Source organism: Streptomyces sp. NPDC096339, assembly GCF_044762985.1.
Taxonomy (GTDB): Bacteria; Actinomycetota; Actinomycetes; order Streptomycetales; family Streptomycetaceae; genus Streptomyces.
Window position 1 is genome coordinate 34,526 of sequence record NZ_JBIWFI010000045.1, and the last position, 25,163, is coordinate 59,688.

Annotated in this window: 19 protein-coding genes; 10 read left to right on the forward strand and 9 right to left on the reverse strand. The window is 73.3% G+C overall.

Annotated features, from left to right (window positions below; all coding sequences use genetic code 11):
* Window positions 1-14: 14 nt before the first annotated feature.
* On the reverse strand, window positions 15-1,406 hold the full coding sequence (locus ACIQ5Y_RS35675; RefSeq protein ID WP_403890294.1) for an LCP family protein: 1,392 nt from the start codon (window positions 1,404-1,406) through the stop codon (window positions 15-17).
* A gap of 266 nt (window positions 1,407-1,672) precedes the next feature.
* Between ACIQ5Y_RS35675 and ACIQ5Y_RS35680 the strand changes: the two genes are divergently transcribed.
* Window positions 1,673-2,698, forward strand: coding sequence for a glycosyltransferase family 2 protein (locus tag ACIQ5Y_RS35680; protein ID WP_403890297.1), 1,026 nt, complete (start codon window positions 1,673-1,675; stop codon window positions 2,696-2,698).
* A gap of 70 nt (window positions 2,699-2,768) precedes the next feature.
* Here ACIQ5Y_RS35680 and ACIQ5Y_RS35685 read toward each other — a convergent pair whose 3' ends face one another.
* From ACIQ5Y_RS35685 to ACIQ5Y_RS35700, 4 genes are all read right to left on the reverse strand, one after another.
* Entirely contained in the window at window positions 2,769-4,463 is a 1,695-nt protein-coding gene (locus tag ACIQ5Y_RS35685) for an LCP family protein (RefSeq protein WP_403890300.1), read from the reverse strand.
* A 62-nt stretch (window positions 4,464-4,525) separates the two neighbouring features.
* Window positions 4,526-6,259, reverse strand: a complete 1,734-nt coding sequence (locus tag ACIQ5Y_RS35690) for an LCP family protein (RefSeq protein WP_403890302.1) — start codon at window positions 6,257-6,259, stop codon at window positions 4,526-4,528.
* Window positions 6,260-6,481: 222 nt separating this feature from the next.
* Complete coding sequence (locus tag ACIQ5Y_RS35695) at window positions 6,482-7,816, reverse strand: LCP family protein (RefSeq protein ID WP_403890305.1); 1,335 nt, start codon at window positions 7,814-7,816, stop codon at window positions 6,482-6,484.
* Window positions 7,817-7,980: 164 nt separating this feature from the next.
* Window positions 7,981-8,730: a TIGR03089 family protein gene (locus ACIQ5Y_RS35700; protein WP_403890307.1), complete on the reverse strand. Its 750-nt coding sequence runs from the start codon at window positions 8,728-8,730 to the stop codon at window positions 7,981-7,983.
* 140 nt (window positions 8,731-8,870) lie between these two features.
* Between ACIQ5Y_RS35700 and ACIQ5Y_RS35705 the strand changes: the two genes are divergently transcribed.
* Window positions 8,871-10,286 (forward strand): peptidoglycan recognition protein, encoded by a 1,416-nt coding sequence (locus ACIQ5Y_RS35705; RefSeq protein ID WP_403890310.1) that lies wholly within the window; start codon window positions 8,871-8,873, stop codon window positions 10,284-10,286.
* A gap of 509 nt (window positions 10,287-10,795) precedes the next feature.
* Window positions 10,796-11,806, forward strand: coding sequence for a DNA-3-methyladenine glycosylase family protein (locus tag ACIQ5Y_RS35710; protein ID WP_403890313.1), 1,011 nt, complete (start codon window positions 10,796-10,798; stop codon window positions 11,804-11,806).
* A 15-nt stretch (window positions 11,807-11,821) separates the two neighbouring features.
* Here ACIQ5Y_RS35710 and ACIQ5Y_RS35715 read toward each other — a convergent pair whose 3' ends face one another.
* The 3 genes from ACIQ5Y_RS35715 to ACIQ5Y_RS35725 are packed head-to-tail and all read right to left on the reverse strand — an operon-like array spanning window position 11,822 to window position 14,629.
* The gene (locus ACIQ5Y_RS35715; RefSeq protein WP_403890315.1) at window positions 11,822-13,117 is read right to left on the reverse strand and encodes a coenzyme F420-0:L-glutamate ligase; all 1,296 of its coding nucleotides are present in this window, start codon (window positions 13,115-13,117) and stop codon (window positions 11,822-11,824) included.
* Window positions 13,114-14,073, reverse strand: a complete 960-nt coding sequence (gene cofD, locus ACIQ5Y_RS35720; protein ID WP_403890318.1) for a 2-phospho-L-lactate transferase — start codon at window positions 14,071-14,073, stop codon at window positions 13,114-13,116. The genes ACIQ5Y_RS35715 and cofD overlap by 4 nt, the downstream gene beginning before the upstream one ends.
* A 28-nt stretch (window positions 14,074-14,101) precedes the next feature.
* Window positions 14,102-14,629: a cysteine dioxygenase gene (locus ACIQ5Y_RS35725; RefSeq protein ID WP_403890320.1), complete on the reverse strand. Its 528-nt coding sequence runs from the start codon at window positions 14,627-14,629 to the stop codon at window positions 14,102-14,104.
* A gap of 646 nt (window positions 14,630-15,275) precedes the next feature.
* Here ACIQ5Y_RS35725 and ACIQ5Y_RS35730 point away from each other — a divergent pair.
* The 3 genes from ACIQ5Y_RS35730 to ACIQ5Y_RS35740 all read left to right on the forward strand — a co-directional run bounded on the left by ACIQ5Y_RS35730 (window position 15,276) and on the right by ACIQ5Y_RS35740 (window position 20,978).
* Window positions 15,276-15,539 carry a WhiB family transcriptional regulator gene (locus ACIQ5Y_RS35730; protein WP_003983763.1) on the forward strand — a complete coding sequence of 88 codons (264 nt, stop codon included), beginning with the start codon at window positions 15,276-15,278 and terminating at the stop codon, window positions 15,537-15,539.
* Window positions 15,540-15,870: 331 nt separating this feature from the next.
* Window positions 15,871-19,488, forward strand: a complete 3,618-nt coding sequence (locus ACIQ5Y_RS35735; protein WP_403890322.1) for a glycosyltransferase — start codon at window positions 15,871-15,873, stop codon at window positions 19,486-19,488.
* Window positions 19,485-20,978: a DUF5719 family protein gene (locus tag ACIQ5Y_RS35740; protein WP_403890325.1), complete on the forward strand. Its 1,494-nt coding sequence runs from the start codon at window positions 19,485-19,487 to the stop codon at window positions 20,976-20,978. The genes ACIQ5Y_RS35735 and ACIQ5Y_RS35740 overlap by 4 nt, the downstream gene beginning before the upstream one ends.
* A 91-nt stretch (window positions 20,979-21,069) precedes the next feature.
* On the opposite strand, the gene ACIQ5Y_RS35745 is transcribed toward ACIQ5Y_RS35740, so the two are convergent.
* Window positions 21,070-21,549 (reverse strand): metallopeptidase family protein, encoded by a 480-nt coding sequence (locus tag ACIQ5Y_RS35745; protein WP_403890328.1) that lies wholly within the window; start codon window positions 21,547-21,549, stop codon window positions 21,070-21,072.
* Between the two features lie 90 nt (window positions 21,550-21,639).
* Here ACIQ5Y_RS35745 and ACIQ5Y_RS35750 point away from each other — a divergent pair, with 90 nt between their 5' ends.
* The 4 genes from ACIQ5Y_RS35750 to ACIQ5Y_RS35765 all read left to right on the forward strand — a co-directional run bounded on the left by ACIQ5Y_RS35750 (window position 21,640) and on the right by ACIQ5Y_RS35765 (window position 25,132).
* Window positions 21,640-22,023: a DUF3499 domain-containing protein gene (locus ACIQ5Y_RS35750; protein WP_403890331.1), complete on the forward strand. Its 384-nt coding sequence runs from the start codon at window positions 21,640-21,642 to the stop codon at window positions 22,021-22,023.
* 78 nt (window positions 22,024-22,101) lie between these two features.
* Window positions 22,102-23,472 carry a phosphomannomutase/phosphoglucomutase gene (locus ACIQ5Y_RS35755; protein ID WP_403890333.1) on the forward strand — a complete coding sequence of 457 codons (1,371 nt, stop codon included), beginning with the start codon at window positions 22,102-22,104 and terminating at the stop codon, window positions 23,470-23,472.
* A gap of 278 nt (window positions 23,473-23,750) precedes the next feature.
* Window positions 23,751-23,936 carry a Trm112 family protein gene (locus ACIQ5Y_RS35760; protein WP_329384818.1) on the forward strand — a complete coding sequence of 62 codons (186 nt, stop codon included), beginning with the start codon at window positions 23,751-23,753 and terminating at the stop codon, window positions 23,934-23,936.
* Window positions 23,937-23,998: 62 nt separating this feature from the next.
* A complete protein-coding gene (locus tag ACIQ5Y_RS35765; protein WP_403890336.1) occupies window positions 23,999-25,132 on the forward strand; it encodes an SIS domain-containing protein in 1,134 nt (377 codons plus the stop codon).
* The last annotated feature ends 31 nt before the right edge of the window (window positions 25,133-25,163 follow it).

Consider the following 25,163-nt stretch of genomic DNA (forward strand, 5'->3'; position numbering starts at 1 on the left):
TGGGCCCGGTGGGCCTACCTCCCGCAGACCACCTGGTCCCCGGTGACCACCCCGGCCGTGCCGCCCTGGTAGGGGTCCTCCGCCCGCACCGGGACCACCTTGCTGTAGTCCGCGCCCGCGATGACCAGCACCGTCCGGCCCTGGCCCGGCACTGCCCGCAGCTCGCTGCCGGGCAGTGCCGCCGAGACCGACCGGGCGGAGCGGTCCCAGCGAGGGTCGTACGTGACCACCGTGCGCCGGACCTCGCGGCCGGCGCCGTTGGCCGGGGTCCCGGTGGTGTCGAAGCCGGTGGCGCGCAGCGCGGCGTCGACCCGGCCGCCCAGCCCGTCGATCCGGCTCCCGTTCTCCACCTGCACCCGGACCTGCTGCGGCGGCACGTCCACCGGCACCGCCGCCGGCCTGGCCGCCGCGGCGGCGGTCTTCCCCGGCCGGGCGGGAGCCAGGGCCCGGTCCTCGCGCAGCGCCTCGAAGAGCTTGGCCGCCTTCGGTTCGTCCCACTTCACGGTGGAGCCGATGCCCTTGACGGGGAAGGAGGCGTCACCGATCGGCACCGAGGCGAACTCCGAGGAGGAGGGGGTGAAGTCCCGCATCGCCTGGCCGAGCGCGAGCATCTGCTCCGAGCCGAAGCCCTTGTCGGCCCGGACGGAGCCGAGCAGCGTGGAGCTGACCTCCTTGAACTTCACCGGGTTCAGCAGCACCCCGCCGCCGGTGGCCTGTTTGATCAGGGCGGCGATGAACCGCTGCTGACGCTGCATCCGGCCGAGGTCGGAGGCCCCGTCCACATGGCGCGAGCGCACGTACTGAAGGGCCTGTCCGCCGGTGAGCCGGTGGGTGCCGGGGAGCAGCTCCAGGCCGGTGTTCGGGTCGCGCATGGTCTTGGCGGTGCAGATCTCCACCCCGCCCATCGCGTCGACGGTCTTCATGAAGCTGGTGAAGTCGACCTCCAGGTAGTGGTCGATCTTCACCCGGGTCATGGCCTCGACGGTCCGCACGGTCAGCTGGGGGCCGCCCTCCGCGTAGGCGGCGTTCAGCTTCACGGGGTGGGCCTTGTGGTCCTTGCCGCTGTTGAGGTCCCGGTGCGCGGGCACCTCCGCGTAGCTGTCGCGGGGCAGGCTGATCACGCTGGCCCGTTCCCGGTCGGCCGAGAGGTGCACGAGCATGATCGTGTCCGTGCAGTGGCAGGGCGCCCCGCCGAGGTGGTACTCGCGCTTCTCCTCGGGGGTGATCTTCTCCCGGCCGTCGGTGCCCACCAGCAGGAAGTTCAGGCCGTGCCCGGCCTGCGGGCGGTTCTTCATGTCCTTGAACGGGTCCACGCGCTCGATCCCGGTGTCCAGGCCGGTCATCACGGCGTGCCCGACGGCCCCGGAGCCCAGGACGACCACCGCCAGCCCGGCCGCGATCCGCACCCCCCACCGGGGCCGGTCGTCGCCCCGGCGCCGTGCGCGCTGCGCCGGGCGCGGCCCGGCTGGACGGGGGGGACGGTGCGGGTGGGGCACGGGGGACACCTCCGCGAGGCAGCAGGGGAACGGTCGGCAAGGGCGTCGAAGCTTCGGCTGATTCGGCAGAACAGTAGGCCCATACGATCAGCGTCTGTCCGTACCGCTCACTCGGCGCGCACCCGGTTCCCCCGTACGCGGTAACGTGACACAGATACCCGACCTTGAAGGACGACATGCCCGCCCAGCAGCCCGCAGTCTCGGTGATCATGCCGGTGCTCGACGAGGAGCACTACCTCCGCGATTCCGTCCGCCACATCCTGGAACAGGAGTACGCGGGCGAGATGGAGGTGGTGATCGCCCTCGGGCCGTCCACGGACCGCACCGACGAGATCGCCGCCGAACTCGTCGCCGAGGATCCCCGCGTCCACACCGTTCCCAACCCCACCGGACGGACCCCGGCGGCGCTCAACGCCGCCATCAAGGCCTCGCGTCACCCGATCGTGGTACGCGTCGACGGCCACGGCATGCTCTCGCCGAACTACATCGCCACCGCGGTCCGCCTCCTGGAGGAGACCGGTGCGCAGAACGTCGGCGGCATCATGCACGCCGAGGGCCAGAACGCCTGGGAAGACGCCGTCGCGGCGGCGATGACCTCGAAGATCGGCGTGGGCAACGCGCCGTTCCACACGGGCGGCCAGGCCGGCCCCGCCGAGACCGTCTATCTGGGTGTCTTCCGCCGTGAGGCGCTGGAGCAGCAGGGCGGATACAACGAGGAGTTCATCCGCGCCCAGGACTGGGAGCTGAACTTCCGCATCCGCGAGGCCGGCGGCCTGATCTGGTTCTCCCCGGAACTGAAGGTCCAGTACCGCCCGCGGCGCACCGTCAAGGCACTGGCCAAGCAGTACAAGGACTACGGGCGCTGGCGCCACGTGGTGGCCCGGTACCACGCGGGCTCCATCAACCCGCGCTACCTGGCCCCGCCCACCCTGGTCTGCGCGCTGGCCGCGGGCGTGGTCGTGGGCGTGGCGGTCAACCCCCTGGGCTTCGTCCTCCCGGCCGGCTACCTCGCGGCGATCGTCGCGGGCTCGATCCCGGCGGGCAAGGGCCTGTCGCCGAAGGCCCGGGCGCAGATCCCCGTGGCCCTGGCGACGATGCACCTGAGCTGGGGCTTCGGCTTCCTGACGAGCCCGCGCGCGCTGGCGAACAAGGTCATCGCGAGCCGCCGTCCGGCGGTCCGGCGGGACTCCTCGCAGGTCTGAGACGCGGTCCGTACACGCGAGGAGGGGGCCCGGTGCGACAGCACCGGGCCCCCTCCTCCATGTGTACGGGCTACCAGGTGAAGCCGGGCTGGATCGCCATGCAGGCGCCCTCGTTGTCGCCGTTGAGGGCGTGGGCCGAGGTCGGCAGCGAGGTCGGGGCCGGCGCCGGCGGGGCCGGGGCGTCACCGGTCCGCCAGTCCTTGCCGACGTACAGGGTGATCCCGGAGACCTCGTCGGACTTCAGCACCGAGGAGGCCGGCAGGCCCAGCGCCGTGGCGACGACCGCGGCGTCGGCCGCCTGCGCGTCGTCGGCGAAACGGACCACGGTGGTGTCCTCGCCCCCGGCCGTGGCCGTGGTCTCCGAGGAGGTCTTGGTGAATCCCTTGCGGATCATCAGCGAGGCGACCTCGCTCGCCCGGCTCCTCACCTTGGCCTGGGCACCGTCCTTGCCGCTGGTGGCGTTGCGGACGAAGATCGAGATCTTCGCCGGTGCCGAGGCCGGGGCCGTGCTCGGGGACGCGGGGGACGACGGCGGCGCGGAGGCGCCCGGCGAGGGGGAGGTGCCGGCGGCCGCGGGGTCACCGGAGCCCTTGAAGTCGAGCGGTACGTCCTCGCGGACCATCTTGAACACGGCCTCGGCCGCACCCGGTTCGGGCTCGACCCGGCCCTCCTCGCGGGTGCTGTACACCCACGGCATGGTGGTCATGGTGATCCGGTTCGGCGGAACCTTCTTGAGTTCCATGCTCAGGTCGTACAGCCGGTCGATCTTGTTCAGGCCGGGGTCGACGACCATGGCCTTGATCGCGGCCTGCGCCAGGCTGTTGAGCATCACCGGGTTGCTGAGCTTGGCGTTCTTGCGGAACTCGCGGGACAGCGAGCTCATGTACTGGTGCTGCGCGTGGGTGCGGCCGATGTCGGTGCCGTCCTCGAACCCGTAGCGGGTGCGCATCCACTGCAGGGCCTGCTCGCCCTGGATCCTCGTCGTGCCCTTCGGCAGTTTCAGGCCGGAGCCCTTGCCGTCACGGGTCCGGGAGTGGACGTTCTGCTCGACGCAGACCGGGACGCCGCCGATGGCATCGGCCATCGAGACCACGCCCTTGAAGTCGATCATCATGAAGTGATCGATGGGTATCTTCGTCAGCTCGGTCCAAGCGGCGACGGTGCAGCCCGGGCCGCCGCGGTTGAGGGACTCGTTCGTCTGGACGAGCCGGGTGCTGGCCGGGTGCACCTTGCCGTTCGGCTCGGTGCACTTGGGCATCATCAGCAGGGTGTCGCGCGGCATCGAGACCACCGACATGTTGCTGCGGTCCGCGGACAGGTGCAGCAGCATCTGCACGTCCGCGAGGGGCGGGCCGTCGAAGGTTTCCGTGGCCCCGCCGAGCGCCTGGTTCGCCTCGTCGTTGCGGGCGTCCGAGCCGATGAGGAGGATGTTCAGCGGGGTCTGCCCGAAGGCGTTGGGCTTGGAGCCGCCCAGCTTGTTCTCGCCGAGGTTCAGCGCATCCGTCCTGATGCTGCCGTTGAGGTGGCGGTAGTACAGGTATCCGGCCGCCGCCGTCCCGAGTATGAGGAAGGCCAGCACGGAGGACGCCCAGCGCAGCACGCGTCGGCGACCCCGCCTGGAGCCGCGGCCGCCGTCCGCGCGCCGGCTCCTGCGCGAGCCGCCCCGTGGTGGGGGCACCGTGCCGGACGAGCTCGCCCCGCCGCCGGATATGTCACCGGCGGACTGGGCGGTCGCCCCCTCCCCCCGCACGCTGCTACGCCTCACGTGTTCCCCCTAGAAGAATCCTGATTACTCGGCATTGTGCCGGTATGACCGGCTACGGCCCGTTATTTGGCGCAGACTGCCTTGTCGGCCTGTGCCTGCTGTACGTCTTCCGGCAACTGCTGCGGGGCGGCCGGCGCCAGCGGGGCGCCCGGCTGCTGGAAGTCCGACCCGAGCGTCAGCTTCATCGGCGTCCTGGCCGCAGCGTCGGTGGTGCCCATCTTCATCGCCGTGGCGGGCAGCCCCATCATGTCCGCCAACGCCCGGGCCTGGTCGGCCTGGTTGGGGGCGTACTCCAGTTGCGTGGCACCGACCTTCGCGGGCGCGTTGCCCCCGCTGCTCGTCTTGAGCACGCCCTTGGTGTTCTGCAGCCAGGTGAGCGTCGTGGACGCCGCGCCCTTGGTTCCGCTTCCGTTGTACACAACCACTCTGATGTCGCCGGCGGGCGACCGGTTCCCTTGCAGGAGCGCGTCCTGCTTGGCCTTCGCCTGCGCGTCGGCGGCCTGCTTGGAGGCCTTCTCCTGCTTCTCGACCTCCGTGAGCGAGACGTCTCCCCGGATCATCTGCAACAGAGGGTCGGCCAGTGCCCGATTGACCACGACGGTCGCCTTGACCTTCTCGGCGGGGTTGTCCAGCACGGGCAGGGTGGTGAAGGTGATGTTCTTGAGGTCTATGTCCTTCAACTCGCCCGCGAGGTCGGTGAGTTTCTTGATGGATCCCAGACCCTGGTCCACGGTCAGCGACTTGGTGGCCGCCTCCGCGAGGGAGAAGAACTTCTTCGGGCTGGTCAGCGTTTCCTTCGACTTCATCTCGCGCATCATCGAGCCGAGGAACTGCTGCTGGGTCTTGATCCGGTCCAGGTCGCTCTCGTTGCCGAAGGCGTGCCGGGTCCGTACGAAGGCCAGCGCGTCCTCGCCCTGCAGCCGGTGCTCGCCCTTGTCGAGCTTCAGCTTGGAGTCCTTGTCGTCGACGGCCTTGTCCAGGCACACGGGCACCCCGCCGACCGCCGTGCTCAGCGTCTTCACGGCGTTGAAGTCGACCATCATGAAGTTGTCGACCTCGATGCCGGTGAGCTCCGTCACCGTGCGCATCGTGCAGCCCGCGTCGCGACCCTCCTGGCCCAGGCTGGTGTTGAAGCGCGTGCCCTTCGTGCCGCGGATCTCCTTCGTCGTCCCGTCGGGCTGCTTCGTCGGGCAGTTCGGGATGTCGGTGATCAGGTCGCGCGGGATGGACAGCGCGGTGGCGTTGCTGCGGTCCTTGGCGATGTGGAACAGGATCGTGGTGTCGGCGTGGCCGACGCTGTCCTTGTCCCCGTAGCCCTCGTTGCCGGCGCCGCTGCGCTTGTCGGTGCCGATGACCAGGATGTTGATCGCCTGGTCCTTCTTGAAGCCGCCCGTGCCGCCCACGATGGTGGTGACGTTGAGGTTGCCGTTGAGGTGGTCGTAGTAGAGGTAGCCCGCCGTGGCGCCGCCGACCAGCAGCAGCGCCAGCGTCGCGCTGGTGATGAGCAGGGCCTTCTTGCGGCGTCCGCCGCCTCCGCCGCCGCCGCCCCTGCGGGAGCGCCCGCCGCGACGGCCCCCGGGGGGAGCGTCACCGCGCCGGGGCTGGGGTACGGAAGGGGAGGTCGCGGGCTCGGGGCGCGAGGGGGCCGAGCGGGATCTGCGTGGTGCGGCGACTCTGGGCCTCTGCTGCGCTGCGGAGTCACCCGATCGCAGCTCGTAGTGGCCGGTGCGGGGGTTCAGTACCCACTGGTCTGCGGGGTCGATCTCGTCGGCCCGCCCACGGCTTTGCGCATCCACGGTTGCTCGAATCCTCCGTCGGTGCCTCGCGAGGCGCCTCCCCCAAGGCGCCCGGTCAACGTCCGGCTGCAGGTGCCCGACCTCTGGTCCGGCCGGGGCACCGGATCGCTCACCTTATCCGTCGGATTCGACTGCAAACCATGCCGGTGATGAATTCCACTGGCCTTATAACGGGGCGAAACCCCCATCCCGCTCGGTTCGGTCCCCGGCTTTGGGATTGCTTTACCGGCAGTCGGCGGTGCCCGCCGTCGTCCCCGTGAAGGTGGGGGCGGGCGTGGGCGTGGCTTCGGTTCCCTCGCGGACCCGGCCCGTGGAAGACCCGCTTTCGGCGGTCTGCGTGGGCTCGATCCCGTCCCCGGTGCCGGTTTCGTCCCCCACCTCGTCGCCGGTGGTCTCGGTCTCGGGCTTCGGCGGGGTGATCGTCACCGGCTCGTCCGTGCGCAACTGCTGGAACAGCCGGTCGGCGTCCGCCCGGACGAGTTCGTCCCGGTTCGGATCGGCGGCGTACGGACGGCGGGGCACGGTCAGGAACTTGACCTGATCGGTCGGTATGTCCCGTACGCCCCGTACCAGTTCGTACAGTCCGCGCAGCGAGGCCAGCCCCGGGTCCGTGGTCACCGAGGAGGTCGCCGCGTCCAGCAGCGGGTACAGCCGGGCCGGATTGAGCAGGACCCCGTTGCTCTGCACCTTCTTGACCAGCGAGCCGAGGAACTGCTGCTGGCGCTCCATCCGTTCCGTGTCGCTGCCGTTGCCCAGGCTGTACCGGGCCCTGACGTAGCCGAGCGCCTCCTCGCCCCGCAGGGTCTGCCGCCCGGCGGGCAGCTTCAGATGGGCCTCGGCGTCGTCCATCGGGCGCTTGAGGCAGACCTCCACCCCGCCGATGGCATCGACCATCTGCTTGAACCCGCCGAAGTCGATCACCATGTGGTGGTCGATGCGGATCCCGGTGAGGTTCTCCACCGTACGGACCGTGCAGGCGGCCCCGCCCCACTGGAAGGCCCAGTTGAACTGGGCGAACCGCTCACTGGTTCGGGTGCCGTCCGCCTGGAGGCAGGCGGGGATGTCCGTCATCAGGTCCCGGGGTATCGACACCGCGGTCGCGCTCTTCCGGTCCGCCGGCAGGTGCAGCAGGATCGTGGTGTCCGAGCGCTGGGTGCCCCGGTCCTGTCCGTAGCGGGCGTTGGCCTTGCCCGAGCGCGAGTCGGAGCCGATCAGCAGGATGTTCTGGGAGCCGGTCGTGAGGTGCGCCGGGCGTTCGCGCTCGTAGCGCTCCAGCTCCGCCGCCGCCGACGTGTCCTCGGTTATGTTCCCGTCGAGCTTGTTGTAGAGCCACCAGCCGGTGGCCGTTCCCGCCAGCACCAGCAGCGCCACCCCGAGACCGGCCCAGCGCAGCAGCCGGCGCCTGCGGCCGCGGCCGTGGCCCGGGCCGTGGCCGCGGCCGGGCTGCCGGCCCGCGCCCTCGCCCGAGCCCTGGTCCTGGCCCCGGTCCCGACGGGTCCTCGGGTCGTCTCCGGACGCTCCCGTCCCGCCGCCCGGTATGCCTGCGCTGTCCGTCACGGGCGTCCGTCCCCTCGCCGTTGCGACAACCAGCCGTACGGGTGAGCACGGCCACTGCCGATCCTGCCCCCGGGCCGCCGGAGCAGCCTGGGGGCAGGGGCGTGTCTAGGGCCATGTGGGTGACAGATCGCCCGGCGCCGCCGTCCCGCCGTGCGGGTGACGGCTCAGAGCGTGTGGGTGACGCGTTCGCTCTCCACCCGCTGGGCGAGCGCCTCCGGCGACAGCCGGTCCAGGTTCCGGCACAGCACCACGGACCCGCCCGAGGCCAGCGCCGCGTACAGCCCGGCCGACAACCCCTCCCAGGTGTCGTAGCCGAGCCCGGTCAGCACCCGCGAACCCGCGCCGAGGCCGAGCTTCACCGCGTCCTCGCGGGCCCGCGCGGTCAGCTCCGCGTACGAGAGCTCCTCACCGCCGACCACCAGCCCCGGGCCGTCCGCGTCGACGGGGGCGAACGGCGCGAACCGGTCGCCCTGCCCCGGCACCTCCACCGCGTAGTCGGCGAACCCGGCCGGCGGCTGCGGGAACCTTCCGCCCAGCGGCCGCAGCGCCAGCGCCACGCGCTCGCCGGAACAGGCCCGTGCCTCCTCCAGGGAGTCGGGCCCGCTCACGACGAGATCCGCGCCGGCCGGGTCCCCGCCCACCTCGGCGACGACTCCGACCGACGCGCAGGCCAGCAGCCACACGGCGCTCTGCCAGTGCGCCGGGAGCAGCAGCGCGAGGCGGTCACCGGGCTCGGCGCCCAGGTCGCCCTGGAGCAGATTCGAGGTCTTGGCCACCCAATTGGCGAAGGTGGCCACGGACAATTCGACGCGCTCGCCCGTGGCGTCGTCGTAGAACGTGACGAGCGGGCGGCCCGGATCGGCGGCGAGCGCGGATCGCAGCAGGTCGGCAGGGGTGCGGTCAGTGGAGTTCACGCACCGAAGCGTACGCGGGCCCGTCCCCCGTACGGCCGTCACTTGATCCACCGTACGGGGGAGAGGCACCACGGGCCGCATCGGACGGTGCGTCAGTTCTCGGATGGCGCCGCACGGTGAGCGTGCCCACCATCCTTTCCATGCGTGGATTCCTTGCTTCCTCGATCGGCGTCGCGACGGCAGCCGCCCTGGCCCTGCCCCTCGTGCTCCCCACCCCAGCCCTGGCGGCCGTGTCCCCGGACGCGGCCGCCGCACCCGTGACCCCCGCCGGGTCCACCCAGTCGCTGCCGCTCGCCCCCACCGGGCCGGGCACCGCGGACCGCGGCCCCGGTGTCCCCGGCATGAGCGCCTCGCCCCGCCTCCCCGAGACCCGTGGCCTGGCCGCACGCGACGTCAAGACGTTCTCGCTGGTCGGCGTCGTCTGGGACGACGTCACCACCCAGCTCCACGGCCGGGTCCAGGTCCGCACCCGGTCCACGGCCACCGCGGCCTGGTCCGACTGGCAGGACGTCGAGACCCACAACGGCGAACACGCCGCCGACCCCGACGCGGTGGAACGCGGCTCCGGCCGCGTCCGCGGCGCCACCGCCCCCCTGTGGGTCGGCGAGTCCGACGGCGTGGAGGTCCGCGTCCAGGCGGAACCGGGCGCCGGGGCCGCCACCCGCGCGCCCGGCGGCCGGCTGCCGTCCGGCCTGCGCATCGAACTGGTCGACCCGGGCCGGTCCGCACCCGGCACCGGACCCGACGGCAAGAACGGCCGCCCCGTCGGCGACGACAAGGGCGAGGTGGTGGTGCCGGGCATGACGATGGAGATGGCCGAGTCCTCCGCCGCGAACGTCCCGCACGCCCCGCTCGGCGCGAACGAGATCACCGCCCTCGACAAGGCCGACTCCACGGCCGACGCGGTCTTCGCGAGCGACGGCGACCTCTCCGAGGCCGCCGCCCCCTACATCGGCCCGCGCCCGCGCATCGTCACCCGCAAGGGGTGGGGCGCGGACGAGAGCCTGCGCGAGCCCGGCTTCGTCTACACGAACACGGTCAAGGCGGCCTTCGTCCACCACAGCGCCTCCGGCAACAACTACGACTGCAAGGACGCCCCGGCGGTGCTGCGCAGCCTGTACCGCTACCACGTGGTCAGCAGCGGCTGGCGCGACATCGGCTACAACTTCGCCGTCGACAAGTGCGGCACGGTGTACGAGGGCCGTGCGGGCGGGGTCTCCAAGCCGGTGATGGGCGCGCACACCATGGGCTTCAACACCGACAGCATGGGCATCGCCGTCATCGGCACGTTCACCTCCACGAACCCGCCGAAGGCCGCCCTCGACGCGGTGTCCCGCCTCACGGCCTGGAAGCTGGGCCTCTTCGGCGCGGACCCGCGGGCGAAGACGACCCTGAAGTCGGGCGGCGGCAACCGCTTCCCGAAGGGCCAGTCGGTCAAGCTCAACGTCATCTCGGGCCACCGCGACGGCTTCGCCACGGAATGCCCGGGCAAGCGGCTGTACGACCAACTCCCCCCGACCCGCACCACCTCGGCCAAACTCCAGGGCCGCCCGTAGCCCCCGGCGGTCGGTCGGGCGTCGGCGCCGCTGCGGGGGCTCCGCCCCCGAACCCCCGCGCCTCAAACGCCGGCGAGGCTGGATGGTGCCGGCCTGCCCGAGCCCTTTCAGCCCCGCTGGCATATCCAGCCTCGCCGGCGTTTGAGGCGCGGGGTCCGGGGCGGAGCCCCGGGGAACAGGGGGCACCTCCCAGCGGTAGCTGGGGGCGGAAGGGCGGGTAGGGGAGTGCTCCGCGCAGCGGTACCCCGGGGGTGGCCCGCACGTGAGGGGCCGTCGGGGTCGGGCGCGCGGCGGGGCACCTCCTCGGGCGTCGAACGGTTCGAGGGGGTGAAGAGGGGAAGCGGGGTGCGTTCGACGCCCTGCGGGGGCGCCCCACCGCACACCCGACCCCGACGGCGCGGGAGCACGGGGGCGCGGGGACACCCCGGCGGGACGGTACGGGGCCACGGGGGCGCCCCGACGTGCCGGTGGCGGTCGGGAGTGGTGGGGCGGGGGCTACGCTCAGAGGCATGGCCGGCCGCTTCGACCCCCTCACCCGCACCGCAGTCCGCGGCGGCCGCACCCACGTCCCCGCAGGGCAGGGCCGAGCGGTGGGGTCCGGGGCCGCCAAGGCCCGGGTGTGGACGCCCGAGGGACCCGTGGACCTCGGCCTCACCCTCGGCCCCCTCAGGCGCGGCCCCGCCGACCCCACCTTCCGCACCACACCCGACGGCTCCGTGTGGAAGGCCTCCCAGACCCCCCAGGGCCCGGCCACCCTCAGGGTCGCGGCAGCGGGGAGTGCGATCCACGCCGAGGCCTGGGGGCCCGGCGCCGACTGGATGATCGAGCAGCTGCCCGCCCTCCTCGGCGCCGGCGACGACCCGGCCGCCTTCGTCCCCCGCCACCGCCTCGTGCACGCCAGTCACCGCCGCCGCCCCGGCCTGCGCCTGACCCGCACCGGGATGGTCCTGGAGTCGCTGATCCCGGTGATCCTGGAACAGAAGGTCACCACCGACGAGGCCTACCGCGCCTGGCGCCGCCTCGTACGGCAGTACGGCGAGCCCGCCCCCGGCCCGGAGCCGGTGCGGGCGCTGGACCTGTACGTCATGCCCACCGCCCCCACCTGGGCCAAGATCCCCTCCTGGGACTGGCACAAGGCCGGGGTCGACGCGAAGCGCTCCTCGACGATCCTGCGCGCCGTCCGCGTCGCGCCCCGCCTGGAGGAGGCCGCCGCCATGGAGCTCCCGCGGGCAACGGCCCGGCTGGAGGCCGTCCCCGGCATCGGCCCGTGGACCTCCGCCGAGACGCTCCAGCGCAGCAACGGCGACCCGGACGCCGTCACCACCGGTGACCTCCACCTGCCCGGCATCGTGGGCTACGCCCTCGCGGGCGACCGCGACGCCGACGACGCCGTCATGCTGGAGCTCCTCGCCCCGTACGCGGGCCAGCGCCACCGCGCCGCCCGCCTGATCCTCCTCGCAGGGCACACCCCGCCCCGCCGTACCCCCCGGATGCCCCGCGGGGACATCGGGCGGCTTTAGGGCCTGTCCGGGGGCTCAGCGGACCTCGATGAAGTCCTCCGGGTCCCGCTCGGCCCGCTCGGCCGGAGCCGCGGCGGGGTGGCCGACGGCCACCGCTCCCATCGGGTCCCAGTCCTGCGGCAGCCCCAGTACCTTGCGCACCACGTCCCGGCAGAACATCGTCGAGGACACCCACGCCGATCCCAGCCGCTCCCCGGCCAGCGCGACCAGCAGGTTCTGCACGCCCGCGCCCATCGCGACGACGAACATCTCCCGCTCGGCGGCGTCCCGCCGCGCGTGCCCGTAGTCGTGCGCGCCGTCCGTCACCAGGCACGGAACCACCAGGTAGGGGGCCTTGCGCAGGACGTCCCCGCGCCGGACGCGCTTGGCGATGGACTCCTGCGACTTGCCGTCCCGGCGCAGGTCCGCGATCCACGCGTCCCGCATGGCGTCGAGGAGCTCGGTCCGGGACCGCTCCGACTCCAGCAGTACGAAGCGCCACGGCGTGGTGTGGTGCGGGGCCGGGGCCGTCACCGCCGCGGCCACCGCGCGGCGGACCGCGCCCGGGTCCACCGGCTCGGCGGTGAAGGCCCGTACCGTACGGCGCTGGGTCACGGCCTCCCGTACCGCCTCCGAGGTACCCAGGCGGAACATGTCGTCGGCGGGGACCCGCACCAGGTCCCGGGCCGTCGAGTCCTCGCCCAGGACGTGGCCCAGTCCGCGCACGACGGCCACCGGGAGGCCGGCAGACTTGCCCTTGACCAGGTCGCCCGCCGCGGCCAGCTCGTCCGCCGTGGCCACTATCGTCGCGCTCAGCGGATTGCCGTGGGAGTCCGTCCCGCCGCGCAGGTCGTCGAGGACGCGTACGCCGGCCGAGCCGATCGCGACGTCCGTCAGCCCGGTCCGCCACGGCCGCCCGAAGGTGTCCGTCACGATGACGCCCACGTCCACGGACAGGGCGTCGCGGACGCCCGCGCGGATCGCGGCGGCCGAGGCGTCCGGGTCCTCGGGGAGCAGCAGCACCGTTCCGGGGGCGGTGTTGGAGGCGTCGACCCCGGCAGCGGCCATCACCAGGCCCTGCCGGTTCTCGACGATGCGCAGGGGGCCGCGGCGCGCCACGACCCGTACGGTCTCCGCGTCGATCGCCGCCTCGCGGGAGTCGGCCTCCACGACGCGGCCCTCGGCCTTGGAGACGATCTTCGAGGTGACCAGCAGGACGTCCCCGTCCCGCAGGTCGGGGGCGGCCGTCGTGATCAGCTTCGCCAGGTCGTCACCGGGCCGGACCTCCGGGATCCCGGCGACGGCGCGGACCTCGTACGAGGGGCCCGTCACCGGGAGGCCTCGGCCAGCTCCAGCGCGGCGCGGGCCATCTCCGCGGTGGCCGCCAGGTCGGTCATCATCAGCGGCACCGCGCGGCAGGTGATCCCGGCGGCCTCCACCTCGGCGACCGCGTCCGCGTCGGCGGAGTCCACGAGCCAGCCGTCGAGCAGCCCGGTCCCGTAGTGCAGGGCGACGGCGGCGGCCGTGGACTCGACGCCCACCGCGGCCAGCACCTTGTCGGCCATCCCGCGCACGGGCGCGCCCCCGACGATGGGGGAGAGGCCCACGACGGGGGCGGGGGCGGAGGCCACGGCCTCCCGGATGCCGGGGACGGCGAGGATCGTGCCGACCGAGACCACCGGGTTGGAGGGCGGGAAGAGGATCACGTCGGCGGAGGCGATGGCCTCCAGCACGCCGGGCGCGGGCTTGGCCTGGTCGGCCCCGACGGGGACGACGGCCTCCGCGTCCACCGAGGCGCGCAGCCGGACCCAGTACTCCTGGAAGTGGATGACGCGGCGCTCGCCCGTTTCGGCGTCGGTGATCGCGACGTGGGTCTCGACCCGGTCGTCGCTCATGGGCAGCAGTCGCACCCCGGGCTGCCAGCGGTCGCAGAGGGCCTCGGTGACGGCGCTCAGGGGGTAGCCGGCGCCGATCATCTGCGTGCGGACGATGTGCGTGGCGAAGTCGCGGTCGCCGAGGCCGAACCAGGTGGGTCCGACCCCGTACGCCGCGAGTTCCTCCTTGACGGTGAAGGACTCGTCGGTACGGCCCCAGCCCTGGCTCTCGTTGATGCCACCGCCGAGGGTGTACATCACCGTGTCCAGATCGGGGCACACCTTGAGCCCGAACAGGTGAATGTCGTCACCGGTGTTGCCGATGACCGTGATGTCCGCGTCGGGGACTGCCGACTTGAGTCCGCGGAGGAACCGGGCGCCGCCTATACCGCCGGCCAGAACAACAATGCGCATGCACCGCAGTCTGTCAGGCCCGCCGAGGTCAGGCGGGTACGGACTCGGTTTCCGCGGGGGAGCAGTGGTGCATCGGCATCTCGGTGAGGCCGGGGAAGTAGACGTGCAGGCTGACCGCGCCGTCGAGGGTGTCGTTGACGACCTCGTGGGCCTGGCCGGGGGCGAGGACGCGCTGCGCGCCGGGGCCGTGGGTGAGCGTGCCGCGGGTGGTGTGCTCGGTGAGCTCGCCCTCCAGGACGGTCAGTACTCCGGAGGAGGCGCCGTGGTCGTGCAGGCCGCTGCCCTGGCCGGGCACCCAGCTCAGGAGCCAGACCTCGTAGCCGGGGCCGGTGCGCAGTCGGTGGTACCAGCGCGTGGTGGCGTCGTACTGGACGAGGTGTTCCCAGGAGCCGCGGTCCTCGGCGATGGAGCGGGCGAGGCCGACGAACTCGGCGACGGTGGTCGGGTGTTCGCGGGCGGGCTGGAGGAGGTGCTGGACGGCGAGGATGTCGCCGGCGATCTGGAGGTCGCTCTCGACGGTGGCCGCGGGGCTGTTGGTGGTGGCGGTGCTGTTCATCGTGGGGGAAGTCCTCGACGGATGTCAGTGGTGCTGGCGGTCGCTGTGGGGGTGGCCGGAGCCCAAGGGGAGCGGACGCTCCTGGGGCATCAACAGCTGCAACAGCAACAGCGAACCTGGGCAGCGCACAGGAACCCACGAATGGGGGTCCGGGTGGTGGCTGCGGGCGCTGACATGCGAACAAGGAGAACGGGTCAGAGGTCGGACTGTCAACCCAATGTCCGGAATGGGGCAAAAGTTTCACCTCATCCGGTTACTGTGTGCGGAGAAAGGTTTGTGCACTCGACGGCAGGGGATGTGGCGCTGTGCCGGGCCCAAATCCGGTGCGTCTAAACCAGGATGCGCGATCTCGTGATCGGACTGTGATCTACGCCGCTTCTTTGGCCGGATCGCAACCACACCGCTGAGTGACACGTCGATTCCGGGTGAAGACGGGCATCGCGTGACGCCTGTGGCATGTGTCACGATTTTTGGCGATATGAACACTTTCTGCATACGCTTGGTTCCGCAGAGTGAATAAGGGGCCCAATAGCAGATCTCGGCTTGACTGCCCCGGAGCACCGCACTTGTAATTTCACTCGTGTCGTTACGTAGCGATGAGTGACGACATGACCACGGGGACGCACAAACAGAGCGAGGGGCGCACATGACCGAGCTGTTTCAGGAACTGCTGGTCGAGGAGGCGGACGAGGAGCTCGGATGGCAGGAGCGCGCGTTGTGCGCCCAGACCGACCCCGAGTCCTTCTTTCCCGAGAAGGGCGGCTCCACCCGCGAGGCCAAGAAGGTCTGCCTGGCCTGCGAGGTCCGCTCCGAATGCCTTGAGTACGCCCTCGCCAACGACGAGCGATTCGGCATCTGGGGCGGTCTGTCCGAGCGTGAGCGGCGCCGTCTGAAAAAGGCCGCCGTCTAGCCGTCCGGCCATCCGTTCGACCGGCCGCCCGACCCACTGGTCCGACCACCGGCCCGACCGCCGGTTCCCGGGCCCGGAAGCGCCGCCCGACCGGCACCTTCCACGCATCACCCGACATATCGCACGCGTATCGCACGACGTACCGCAGGGCATATCGGTCGCACGGCCGACACGGCACCCGGCACGGCAAGAGCACCGCACACGGTCCGCCTCCCGCACCTTCCCCGCAGGAGGCGGACCGTCGCTTTGCCAGCCGTTAGGGTGGGGCGCTGTCCAGCAGCCTCCGAGGGCACACCACCCCCGGACCCCCGGCCGGAGGGCCCGTACCGCGATGTCCCTGCACAGCCAGTCGGCGGCCTCCCACCAGGCCCCCGCCACCCCCGAGTTCCCCCGGCACGTCGTCACCGCGGTCCTCGTCGCCCACGACGGCGCCCGCTGGCTGCCCCGGACCCTCGCCGGCCTGCTCGGCCAGGAACGTCCCGCGCAGAACCACGTCGCCGCCGACACCGGCAGCGCCGACGAGTCCGCGCGGCTCCTCACCGAAGCCTTCGGCGACGACCGCGTCCTGCACCTCGCCCGCCGCACCGGATTCGGCGCCGCCGTCGACGAATCCGCCCGCACCGCCGGCACCCTCACCCCCGAGGACCTGCCCTACCTCAAGCGCCCCAGCGGCTGGGACCCCGTCAGCCGCACCTGGCGCGACGACAACTACGACCTCCCCGAACTCCCGCACGGCGAGCCCGTCCAATGGCTCTGGCTGCTCCACGACGACAGCGCCCCCGAACCGGACGCCCTCGCCGAACTGCTGCGCGTCGCCGACGAGAACCCCGAAGCCGCCGTCATCGGCCCCAAGCTGCGCGGCTGGTACGACAAGAAGCAGCTGCTCGAAGCCGGCGTCAGCATCGCCCGCAGCGGCCGCCGCTGGACCGGACTCGACCGTCGCGAACAGGACCAGGGCCAGCACGACCAGGTCCGCCCCGTCCTCTCCGTCTCCACCGCCGGCATGCTCGTACGCCGCGACGTCTACGACGACCTCGGGGGCTTCGACCGCCGCCTGCCCCTCATGCGCGACGACGTCGACCTGTGCTGGCGCGCCCAGAGCGCCGGCCACACCGTCCTCGTCGCCCCCGACGCGATCATGCGCCACGCCGAGGCCTCCGCCCGCGAACGCCGCACCGTCGACTGCGCCGGCCGCAGCGCGACCAGCCCGCACCGCGTCGACAAGGCCGGCGCCGTCTACACGATCCTCGCCAACAGCTCCGGCCGCGCCCTGCCGTACGTCCTGCTCCGCGTGCTCCTCGGCACCGTCCTGCGGACCCTCGCCTACCTCATCGGCAAGGCCCCCGGACAGGCCGTCGACGAGATCACCGGCCTCCTCGCCACCCTGCTGCGCCCCGGCCGGATCCTCGCCGCGCGGGCGCGCCGCCGCCGCCCCGTGGTCCCCGCGGCCGAACTGCGCCCCCTCTTCCCGCCGCCCGGCGCCTCCCTGCGGGCCAACGCCGAACAGCTCGCCGGCTACTTCGGCGACGCCCGCGGCTCCGACTCCGTCCCCGCCGGCCGGCACGGCGGCGGCAGCATCCTGACCGCCCCCGGAGAGGACGGCGACTACCCGGTGGCCGAGGAGCGGTTCGCGCGCCTCAAGCGGATCGCCCGCAACCCCGCCCCCGCCCTCTTCGCCGTCCTCCTGCTCGTCTCCCTCGCCGCCTGCCGCGCCCTGATCGGCGGCGGCTCCCTGATGGGCGGCGCCCTGCTGCCCGCCCCCGACGGCGGCGCCGACCTCTGGCGGGCCTACACCGCCGGCTGGCAGCCCGTGGGGACCGGCACCACCGCCTCGGCGCCCCCCTACCTCGCCGTCCTCGGCGGCCTCGCCACCCTGCTGTTCGGATCCACCCAGGCCGCCCTGACCCTGCTGCTCGTCGGTTCCGTCCCGCTGGCCGGGCTCACCGCCTACTTCGCCTCCCGGCCGCTCGTCGAATCCCGGCTGCTGCGCGCCTGGGCCGCAGTCGCCTACGCCTTCCTGCCCGCCGTCACCGGAGCCCTCGCCGGCGGCCGCCTCGGCACCGCCCTGCTCGCCGTCCTGCTGCCGCTCATCGCCCGCTCCGCCGTATCCGCCTTCGCGCTCGGCGGGGCCTCCGACAAGACCGAGGACCCCGAGCGGCGCGGCACCTGGCGCGCGGTGTGGACGTACACCCTCCTCCTGACGCTGGCCACCGCCTTCACCCCCGTCGTCTGGCCGCTCGCCGCCGTCCTCGGCGTCGCCGCGCTGGTACGGCGCCGGGCGCAGTGGAAGACGTACGGACCGCGGCTGCTCGCCGCCCTCGCCGTTCCGGTCCTCGTCCTCGCCCCCTGGTCGCCGGCCCTGTTCCTGCACCCCGGCCGGCTCCTCGACGAGGCCGGGCTTCCGTACGGAGCCGGCTCCGCGAGCGGCCTCGACCTCCTCGGCATCAGCCCCGGCGGCCCCGGTACCGGCGCCGGCCTGCTCCTGATCGGCATCGTCCTCGCCGCACTCGCCGCCCTGCTGCGCACCGACCGGCGGTTCGCCGTCCGCGCCGCCTGGGCCGCAGCCCTGGCCGGCCTGGCCCTCGCCGTCCTCCTCAACCGCGGCGCCTGGGCCGGACCGGCCACCCTCGTGTACGGCCTCGGGCTCCTCGCCGCCGCAGCGGTCGGCGCGGACGGCGCCAGGGAACGCGTCGCCGCCCGCAGCTTCGGCTGGCGCCAGCCGCTGGCCGCGCTGATCGCGCTCGCGGCCGCCGCGGGCCCGCTGTTCGCCGCGGCCACCTGGATGGTCGCGGGCGCCGACGGCCCGCTGGAGCGCCGCGACCCGGTGCAGGTCCCGGCCTTCGTCGCCGACGCCGGCGGGGACGACAACCAGACCCGCACGCTGGTCCTCGGCCTCGACGCCGCCAAGGGCGTCTCCTACAGCCTCGTGCGCGGCCCCGGCGGACGGCTCGGCGACGCCGAGATCACCAGCGCGAGCGGCGGCGACCGCCGCCTCGACAAGGTCGTCTCCAACCTCGTGGCCGGCTCCGGCGCCGACCAGTCAAGCCAGCTCAGCGCCTACGCCATCCGCTTCGTCATGTTCCGCCCCGGCGGCCCCGAGGAGATCCGCCGCGTCCTCGACGCCACCCCGGGCCTCAGCCGCCGCCACCAGCAGGACGGCACCGCGCTGTGGGGCGTCGAGCCCTGGCTGCCCCGCGCCGTCATCGTCTCGGCCAAGCAGGGCGAGGCCCCGATCCCGGTCGCGGCGGGCCCCGTCGAGATCCACGGCACCAAGATCCCCGCCGGCGAGACGGGCCGCGTGCTGCGCATCGCCGACCGCGCCGACGCGGGCTGGCGGGCCACCCTCGACGGCAAGCCCCTCAAGACCAAGACCGTCGACGGCTGGGCACAGGGCTTCGAGCTCCCCGCCGCGGGCGGCCGCCTCGACCTCGTCCACGAGGCCTCGTTCGTACGGACCGCCTGGCACTGGGCGCAGGGCCTGCTCGCGCTGCTGCTCCTGGTGATGGCGCTGCCCGGGCGCCGGGCCAGCCTCGACGACGACCTGCCGGAGGAGGAGGCCCCCGCCGCCGAGTCCGCGGGCGAGGGCCGCCGTGCCCGCCGCCTGCGCGCGGAGGCCGAGCAGGCGCCCGCCCCGGTGGAGGCGGCGGCCGTCGCCGACCCGTACGCGGAGATCCCCGCGCAGCCGGCGTACGGCGAGGACGCGTACGCGTACCAGACGTACGGCGACCAGAGCGGCTACACGTACGACCAGTCGCAGTCGCAGCAGCAGCCGTACGAGCCCTACCCGGCGTACGACCAGCAGCACCCGCAGCCCCAGCAGGCCTACGAGGACCCGTACCCGCAGCAGTACCCCCAGTACGAGCAGCCGTACGAGCCCTTCGACGCCTTCCGGCAGCACGACCCCCACGCACAGCACGACCCGCGTCCCGACGGGAGCCACCAGCAGTGAAGCAGCGCGCACCCCTGACGCTCGCGGCCGTGACCGCGGCCCTCGCGGCCCTCACCGGCATCGCCTCCCTCACCGCGCCCGACCCCGGCGCGAAGCCCGCCGACGGCAAGACGGCGGCCGCCGCCGCCCGGATGCCGGTCGAACGCTCCCTGCTGGTGTGCCCGGCGCCGAGCTCCTCCGACATCGCCGACACCACCTACACCGCCTTCACCCCGGCCGCCGCCAAGGCCTCCGGAGACGGCAAGGGCGTGGCCCGGCTGCTCGGCGCCACCAAGGACGCCAAGCCCGTACTGGAGTCCAAGGAGCCCGGCAAGCCCGTCGGGGCCACCGCCACCGGGGCGGAGGCACCCGCGCTGACGGGCAGCGCCGAGGGCGCCCTCGCCCCCGGCTGGACGGCGCAGCTGACCACCAAGGTCTCGGTCGGCCGGGCCCGCGGCGTCCTCGGAACCGCCTGCACGGCGCCCGGAACCGACTTCTGGTTCCCCGCGGTCAGCACGGCCAAGGGCCGCGAGGACTTCGTCCACCTCGTCAACCCGGACGACGCGGCCGCCACCGTCGACATCAAGCTGTTCGGCCCGGACGGGCTCGCCAAGTCCGACGCGGGCGTCGGCGAGAGCATCCGGGTCGACCCCAAGTCCAGCAGGACCGTCTCCCTCGCCACCCTCGTCCCCGGCATCCAGCTCGCGGACGCCACCGCCCACGTCACCACCCGGGCGGGCCGCGTCGGCGCCACCGTGCAGGTCGCCGAGGAGGGCGTCGGAGCCGACTGGCTGCCGGCCTCCACCGACCCGGCGGGCTCCCTGGTGCTGCCGGGCATCCCCGCGGACGCCACGTCCGTACGGCTCGTCGCGTTCGTACCCGGCGAGCAGGACGCGGACCTCAAGCTGCGCCTCGCCGCCCCGGGCGGCGCCATCAGCCCGGCGGGCAACGAGCAGCTGCACGTCAAGGCGGGCATGACCGCCACCGCCGACCTGGCGGACGTCACCCGGGGCGAGCCCGGCTCGCTGCTGCTGACCCCGGCGGACCCCAAGAAGACCGCCCCGGTGGTCGCCGCGGTCCGCGTGGTCCGCGGCACCGGCGCCAAGCAGGAACTGGGCTTCGTACCGGCCGCCGGCCCGGTCGGGACACGGGCGACGCTGGCCGACAACCGGCCCGAGGAGAACACGACCCTGCTGTCCCTGACGGCCCCGGGCGCCGACGCCAAGGTCAAGGTCACGGCCTCGCCGGGCACCGGCGGGGGCGAGCCCGCCTCCAAGGAGGTCACCGTCAAGGCCGGCACCACGCAGACCGTCGCCCTGGCCCCGGCGGGCGGCAAGGGCGCCTACGCCCTGACCGTCGAGACCCTCTCGGGCGGCCCCGTGCACGCGGCCCGCACCCTGTCGCTGCCGCACGAGGGCATCGCGATGTTCACCGTCCAGGCCTTCTCGGACGACCACTCCACGGTCTCGGTCCCGGGCGCCACACAGGACCTCTCGGTCCTCACCAGATGAGGGGAGCGCCGCGCGGCGGCAAACTCAGCCCCGCCGGCGTCCGAGGCGCGGGGGTCCGGGGGCCGAGCCTCCCGCAACGGCGCCGCAGCGGTCAGTCCTGCCCGTAACGCGGATCAACGGTCTCCGGCGAAAGCCCCAGCAGCTCCGCCACCTGCTCCACCACGATCTCGTGGACCAGCAGCGCCTTCTCGTCCCGGGTCTTCGTACGGATCTCCACCGGCCGCCGGAACACCACGATCCGGGCCGGCCTGCCGCCCGCCGGCTCCGACAGCGCGCCCAGCGGCACCGCCTCGTCGTTCCAGCCGCCGTCCGGACCGCCCGGCGGGCCCGGGACGTCACCGACCAGGAACTCCACCTCGGCGAGCTGCGGCCAGCGCCGCTCCAGCCGCTCCACGGAATCCCGTACGAGGTCCCCGAACAGCTCCGCCCGGCTCGCCGACAGCGGCACCTGCGGCGGCGCCACCGGCCCGCGCATCCCGCGTCCGTGCCGGTCCCGCCGACGTACGCGAGGCTCGGCCGGGACCCCCGCGGGCGGGTCCGCGGGAAGGGGAGGAAGGGTGCTGTCGGTCACCCCCGCAGGGTAGCCCTCGGGGCGACACGGGGGAGCGAGCGGCGCCAGAGTCGTCGCGGCCCGGTCAAGAGTGCGGTACCGTCCAACGTCGTGAGCCTTGTACGTCGCTGTTCGCGCACCGCGTGCGGCCGCCCTGCCGTCGCGACACTGACGTACGTCTACGCCGATTCGACCGCAGTTCTCGGCCCGCTCGCCACCTATGCCGAACCCCACTGTTACGACCTGTGTGCCGAGCACTCGGAACGCCTGACCGCGCCGCGCGGCTGGGACGTCGTCCGCCTGTCCGACGGGTCCGCGCCGTCGCGTCCCAGCGGCGACGACCTCGAAGCCCTCGCGAACGCCGTACGCGAAGCGGCCCGCCCGCCGGAGCGCGCGGCCGGTGCCGGGGGCCCCGGGCACGGCCAGAACGGGGGCCCGGCCACCGGAGAGACGCGTCGCGGACACCTGCGCGTCCTGAGATCGCCCGATTCTTGACGCTCTGACCATCTGAAAAGCATCTCCGGGTTCAAGGTAGGTTGGCCGGACCGCACGGGACCTTCAGGAGGGCAGGCAGTGGCCGCAGATTTTTCGAACATCGTCAAGGCGTACGACGTGCGAGGTGTCGTACCGGACGAGTGGGACGAGCCCCTGGCGGAACTGTTCGGTGCCGCGTTCGTCGAGGTCACGGCTGCCACGGCGATCGTGATCGGCCATGACATGCGGCCCTCCTCCCCGGGTCTGTCGGCAGCCTTCGCGCGCGGCGCGGCCGCCCGCGGCGTGGACGTCACCCTGATCGGGCTGTGCTCCACCGACCAGCTGTACTACGCCTCCGGTTCCCTGAACCTGCCCGGCGCCATGTTCACGGCCTCGCACAACCCGGCCCAGTACAACGGCATCAAGCTGTGCCGCGCGGGCGCCGCCCCGGTCGGCCAGGACACGGGCCTCGCGCAGATCCGCGAGCTGGTGGAGAAGTGGTCGGACGAGGGCGCCCCCGCGGCCGCGGAGGGCACCGTCCCGGGCACGATCACCGAGCAGGACACCCTCACCGGTTACGCCGACCACCTGCGCGGCCTGGTCGACCTGAGCGCGATCCGCCCGCTCAAGGTCGTCGTCGACGCCGGCAACGGCATGGGTGGGCACACCGTCCCCACCGTCTTCGAGGGCCTCCCGCTGGACCTCGTCCCCATGTTCTTCGAGCTGGACGGGACCTTCCCGAACCACGAGGCCAACCCCCTCGACCCGAAGAACATCGTCGACCTCCAGGCCCGGGTCATCGCCGAGGGCGCCGACCTCGGCATCGCCTTCGACGGCGACGCCGACCGCTGCTTCATCGTCGACGAACGCGGCGAGGGCGTCTCCCCGTCCGCGATCACCGCCCTGGTCGCGGCCCGCGAGCTGGCGCGCAACGGCGGCACCGGCACCGTGATCCACAACCTGATCACCTCCTGGTCCGTCCCCGAGGTCGTCCGCGAGAACGGCGGCACCCCCGTCCGCACCCGCGTCGGCCACTCCTTCATCAAGGCGGAGATGGCCAAGACCGGCGCCATCTTCGGCGGTGAGCACTCCGCGCACTACTACTTCAAGGACTTCTGGAACGCGGACACCGGCATGCTCGCCGCGCTCCACGTCCTCGCGGCCCTCGGCGGCCAGGACGGCCCGCTGTCCGACCTGGTGGCCTCCTACGAGCGCTACAAGGGCTCGGGCGAGATCAACTCCACGGTCGCCGACCAGGCCGCCCGCGTGGCCGCCGTCAAGGAGACCTACGGCGGCCGCGAGGGCATCACCCTCGACGAGCTGGACGGCCTCACCGTCACGGAGACGGACTGGTGGTTCAACGTCCGCGCCTCCAACACGGAACCCCTCCTCCGCCTGAACGTGGAAGCCCGCGACGAGGCGACCCTGGCGAAGGTCCGCGACGAGGTCCTGGCCCTGATCCGCGCCTGACCTCCGCAGCGACGAGGTCCTCGCCCTCATCCGCGCCTGACCTCCGCCCCGGCGGAGGTCAGGCGCGGATCTCCGCCCCGCGCCTTCCAGCCCCCGGCCGGCAAATCCAGCCCCGCCGGCGTTTGAGGCGCGGGGTCCGGGGCGGAGCCCCGGAAACGGCGCCGCACGGCGCACCGCACCGCACCGACACGCTCCAGGCCGCACCGGAGGTGACTCGGCGGTACGCTGACCTCGCCCGACCGCACAACCATCCGCATCCCCGAAGGGAACCGCACCACATGCCGCTCGAAGCCGGTCTTCTGGAGATCCTCGCCTGCCCCGCCTGCCACTCCCCCCTTCAGGACGCGTCGGCGGACGAAACGGCCCCCGAGCTGATCTGCACCGGCCAGGACTGCGGCCTCGCCTACCCCGTCCGTGACGGCATCCCGGTCCTCCTCGTGGACGAGGCCCGCCGCCCCGCCTGACAGAAGGTCGGCCGGACGGCCGGCGCCCGACCCCACCCGCGTCAACACCGCAGGAGGCCGCCATGCTCGACGAGTCGCTCCTCGACGCACCGGAGGATCTCGCCCGCGTAGACCGCAGGGGCCTGCTCCGCGGCGCGGCCGAGGCCGGGGCCCGGGTCCGCACCGCGGCCCGGCACGCGACCGAGGCAGGCCTCGGTGATCTCCGCCCCGACGGCCGCCCCCGCGCGGTCCTCATCGCAGGCCCCGGCACCGCCGCAACCGGCGTCGCCGACCTGCTGGGCGCCCTCGCCGGAGCCTCCGCACCCGTCATCCGACTGGACCCCACCGGCGTCGCGCACGCCGCGGGAGCCCTGCGCTGGGCCCTGCCCGGCTGGGCCGGCCCCGTCGACCTGCTGCTCATCGCCACCACCGACGGCACCGAGCCCGGGCTGGGCGTCCTCGCCGACCAGGCCTACCGGCGCGGCTGCACCGTCGTCGCCGTCGGCCCCGAGCGCTCACCGCTGAGCGAGGCGGTGGAAGGCGCGCACGGGCTCCACGTACCGATGGCCAAGGCCCCGTACCAGGAGTACGACGAGTCCGCCGCGGCCGGCCCCGGCGCGCTGTGGGCCCTGCTCACCCCGCTGCTGCTGCTCCTCGACAAGGTCGGTCTGATCACGGCCGCCCCGGACACCCTCCAGCTCGTCGCCGACCGGCTCGACCGCACCGCCGAACGCTGCGGGCCCGCCATCGCCACGTACTCCAACCCGGCCAAGACCCTCGCCGCGGAACTGGCCGACTCCCTCCCGCTCATCTGGAGCGAGGGCGCCGGAGCCGGCCCCGCGGGCCGCCGCTTCGCCGCCACCCTCGCCGAGCTCGCCGGACGCCCCGCGCTGTCCGCCGCGCTCCCCGAAGCCCTGCCCGCCCACGGTGTCCTGCTGGCCGGAGCGTTCGCCGCCGGCGCCGATCCCGATGACTTCTTCCGTGACCGGGTCGAGGAGCCGCAGGCTCTCCGCGCCCGGGTCGTCCTGCTGCGTGACCGGCCGGCCGGCGGCCTCACCGCCGCCCCCGCCGCACGCGAGCTCGCCCTCAGCCACGACACGGCCATCAGCGAGCTCGAACCGGAGGAGGGCGGAGAGCTGGAGCAGCTCGCCGAACTCCTAGCCGTCACGGATTTCGCCACCGCCTACCTGGCGTTGGCTTCCGAGGGTCACAGCTGAGACGCACAACGGTGCCCGGCTCTATTTCAGG

Excerpts from the sequence above, each read along its gene's own strand:
- ACIQ5Y_RS35680 (WP_403890297.1), top strand. The coding sequence starts at position 1,673 with ATGCCCGCCCAGCAGCCCGCAGTCTCGGTGATCATGCCGGTGCTCGAC.
- ACIQ5Y_RS35705 (WP_403890310.1), top strand. The coding sequence starts at position 8,871 with ATGCGTGGATTCCTTGCTTCCTCGATCGGCGTCGCGACGGCAGCCGCC.
- ACIQ5Y_RS35710 (WP_403890313.1), top strand. The coding sequence starts at position 10,796 with ATGGCCGGCCGCTTCGACCCCCTCACCCGCACCGCAGTCCGCGGCGGC.
- cofD (WP_403890318.1), bottom strand. The coding sequence starts at position 14,073 with ATGCGCATTGTTGTTCTGGCCGGCGGTATAGGCGGCGCCCGGTTCCTC.
- ACIQ5Y_RS35725 (WP_403890320.1), bottom strand. The coding sequence starts at position 14,629 with ATGAACAGCACCGCCACCACCAACAGCCCCGCGGCCACCGTCGAGAGC.
- ACIQ5Y_RS35730 (WP_003983763.1), top strand. The coding sequence starts at position 15,276 with ATGACCGAGCTGTTTCAGGAACTGCTGGTCGAGGAGGCGGACGAGGAG.
- ACIQ5Y_RS35735 (WP_403890322.1), top strand. The coding sequence starts at position 15,871 with ATGTCCCTGCACAGCCAGTCGGCGGCCTCCCACCAGGCCCCCGCCACC.
- ACIQ5Y_RS35760 (WP_329384818.1), top strand. The coding sequence starts at position 23,751 with ATGCCGCTCGAAGCCGGTCTTCTGGAGATCCTCGCCTGCCCCGCCTGC.
- ACIQ5Y_RS35765 (WP_403890336.1), top strand. The coding sequence starts at position 23,999 with ATGCTCGACGAGTCGCTCCTCGACGCACCGGAGGATCTCGCCCGCGTA.